At 42.8% G+C, this 2736-nt stretch carries 5 protein-coding genes and 1 pseudogene; 3 read left to right on the top strand and 3 right to left on the bottom strand.

Annotated elements, in window-relative coordinates; all coding sequences use genetic code 11:
* Positions 1 to 22 precede the first annotated feature (22 nt).
* The 3 genes from ACGF7G_RS21980 to ACGF7G_RS21970 form a co-directional block, all read right to left on the bottom strand.
* Complete coding sequence (locus ACGF7G_RS21980; protein WP_387468389.1) at positions 23 to 301, bottom strand: hypothetical protein; 279 nt, start codon at positions 299 to 301, stop codon at positions 23 to 25.
* 117 nt (positions 302 to 418) lie between these two features.
* The gene (locus ACGF7G_RS21975) at positions 419 to 637 is read right to left on the bottom strand and encodes a hypothetical protein (protein WP_387468387.1); all 219 of its coding nucleotides are present in this window, start codon (positions 635 to 637) and stop codon (positions 419 to 421) included.
* A 413-nt stretch (positions 638 to 1050) separates the two neighbouring features.
* A complete protein-coding gene (locus tag ACGF7G_RS21970; RefSeq protein WP_133812562.1) occupies positions 1051 to 1461 on the bottom strand; it encodes a helix-turn-helix domain-containing protein in 411 nt (136 codons plus the stop codon).
* Positions 1462 to 1564: 103 nt separating this feature from the next.
* Between ACGF7G_RS21970 and ACGF7G_RS21965 the strand changes: the two genes are divergently transcribed.
* From ACGF7G_RS21965 to ACGF7G_RS21955, 3 genes and pseudogenes are all read left to right on the top strand, one after another.
* Complete coding sequence (locus tag ACGF7G_RS21965; RefSeq protein WP_387468385.1) at positions 1565 to 1774, top strand: helix-turn-helix transcriptional regulator; 210 nt, start codon at positions 1565 to 1567, stop codon at positions 1772 to 1774.
* A gap of 131 nt (positions 1775 to 1905) precedes the next feature.
* On the top strand, positions 1906 to 2220 hold the full coding sequence (locus tag ACGF7G_RS21960) for a CII family transcriptional regulator (RefSeq protein WP_387468384.1): 315 nt from the start codon (positions 1906 to 1908) through the stop codon (positions 2218 to 2220).
* A 57-nt stretch (positions 2221 to 2277) separates the two neighbouring features.
* A pseudogene (locus tag ACGF7G_RS21955) lies at positions 2278 to 2736 on the top strand (hypothetical protein); the annotation flags it as partial.

Raw genomic sequence — 2736 nt, 5'->3', positions numbered from 1 at the left:
CCCCGGTGCGGCGAAATATTCATTATCTTGCTGTAATATTGCTACTTTTCTTATTCTTGACTGAATAGAGAAAAGTATTGGGTAAGCATCTATTATCTAAACTGTCATATACTTTCGTATCTTGTACTGAAACTGCTTTTTCGACTCGATCCATCGCTTGACGCTTAAGATAAAGAGTGGGTCGAACTGTCTTAACTTCTTCATCAGGATTAATACCGTTAGCTTTGTTATACGCTTCGGTTAATGCCTGTCTGCTGTCACGACGACGCTTTACAGCATTGTTATATGAGTAGCATTTCATAAATTTTCTCCTGTTGATTTCTGGTTACACTGTTGTGTACAGCGCAGTCAGAAACCGACTGGTTGAAAATGTGCACTTTTCAGCGCTATCTGTTAAAGAGCGAAACATCCCTATTAGTTACTTCTTGAATCCCATCATGCGGAGCCAGCTATTTAATTCCGCGCGGCTTTTGAAGATCGTAGTGCCTAATTTTCCGCAATTTTCACAAGACCAGTCGTGCCAAACTTGTACATTTGCTTTGTATTGAGTAACTCGCCCGCTGTAGCCGTTCTGTACCAAATATTGCTTGCCTGTGTATTTATCGACGTACATTGTTGCGTTGTTGTATGTGCTCATGACCTTTCTCCGTTGCTTATGATGTTTCTTAGCACTTGCGAATCATCCCGATATTCGTGCGCCTCGGGCGGCTACTTCGTGGGCTTTCCTTGCCTGTTCGCTGTTGTGCTTTTGATGTGATTGATAATCACATATTGTGTTTTATTAGTCAACACGAAATGTGATTTATTTTGACGATAAGGTCCCATAATATTGATTTTTAAGTTAATTTATTTTGGGGAAAATTTTCTGAGGTGAGATTTTGGCTAGTTTGGCGGGGAAAGGACGCAAAAAAAGCCACCGGGTGGGTGGCTTAGATGGGCATTACCGGCCTGGGATCTCACGCAATGAGTATTTTATTTTGCCATTGCCTACTTGTGTACAGAGAAAGCTTACTTTCGCTTCTTGTCCCAAATGGTTATTAAAAAAGTTCCTTATGCTTTCTTTTTACTCTTCTTCTGTGATAGTTCCTCTAGTAATTGATTGTAATACCGTTTTTTTTCTTCAAGAGTTTTTAAAAGTTCGTCAGCTTCGCTATCGGGGAGTTCATCAAACAGTTCGAGAAGAATTTTTTGTCTCTTTGATAATTCTGTACATATCTCACTGACTTCACTTCCTTGTTGAGATTCTGTGTTATCGCCGAACATTAGTTCGGATGGAGAAACACCGAGGGCTTTAGATAAAATAACCGCATCATCAGCACTGACATTTCTAGTACCAGATTCATAGTTTCCTATTCTTGACTGAGAAGCCCAGCCGCACTGTTCCGCGAGTGCCGCTTGACTCATTTTTCGTTGGTTTCTAAGGCGCTTAAGTCTTGCGCCGACACTTTCGTATGTTTTCATAGGCTCTTATTTAACACGCCTCGTGTTTTTTATCTCTCACGATTTGTGTTTACACTGAATCACAAATCGTGTTTAATAATGATGTTAGACGCAAGGAGTGACAATGAACAAAATTTCATCAGCAAGGAAAGTGATTGGCATTACTCAAGCTGAATTAGCAAAAAAGCTTGAATGGTCACAGTCACGTATTGGGAATTACGAATCAGGAATTAGAACTCCAGATTTACATTCATGCCGCAAAATTGTGCGCGTACTGAATTCGCTGGGAGGGAAGTATTGTCTTGATGACATCTTTCCACCAAAAGCAGCATAAAACTAAACCGCGCGAGCCGGTATAGCTCGCCCGCTCTTTAACATCTCAGCGCCGAAAGGTGCATTCCTCACAAGCGGGGAGCGTAGCCCAACTGGGCTATAAATTTAATTTTATTTAGGAAAGTATGACGTATGGATATCGCACAAACACGCACTAAAGCTCAGGAGTATGAGGATGTGATCAGGAATGGGATTGCAGCGAAGGGCAACACGGAAGTTGCAAAGATGGTAGGAGTTCATCATTCACAAATCAGCCGTTGGATATCTGGCAACGATTGCATGTTGAACAAATTTTGCAAAGTACTGGAAGCTATTGATTTTGAGAACCCATCTCAAACAGTTGCGTTTCACGGAGAGGAAGCAAAAGAGGCAGCAAAAGCATTGTTGCAGATGCTTGAGCATATCAGAGAAAGCGCCCCGTCTGCGGGAACAACCGGGGCTAATTAAATATGAGTCAAACAGGGGAGCTCTCATTTCCCCTATACCACTAATAGCGAGGCAATCATGACAGAGAAGCCAATTATTTTCAACGGTGAGATGGTCCGGGCGATTTTGTCCGGGCGGAAAACTCAAACACGGCGGCCTGTTAAGCCGCAACAAAGCAATATTCTAAGTCGTTGTCCTTGGAAAGTGGGTGATCGGCTGTGGGTACGTGAGACCTGGGCTCATTACCAGACTATTAATTATCGCGTTTGCGCGAATGGCTGTTCATTTGGCGAAGTAAGCGATGGTCTTGCGGCGTATCGCGCTGACGGATACGAGAGTATTAGCGACATGAAAGATCACATTCGACTAATGTCGGAATGTGATTTTGAGTGCGTCGAGGTTCGTGATGACAAATGGATACCGTCAATTCACATGCCACGCTGGGCCTCACGCATCACGTTAGAAATCACAGATATTCGTGTCGAGAGGTTGAATGAAATCAATGAAGAGGATGCCATTGCAGAAGGAGTAACAGCG

It is taken from the genome of Photorhabdus sp. RM323S (assembly GCF_042879375.1).
GTDB classification, from domain to species: Bacteria; Pseudomonadota; Gammaproteobacteria; order Enterobacterales; family Enterobacteriaceae; genus Photorhabdus; species Photorhabdus tasmaniensis.
Note: the sequence above shows the minus strand (reverse complement) of the source record. Positions and strands in the feature narration are given on the sequence as shown.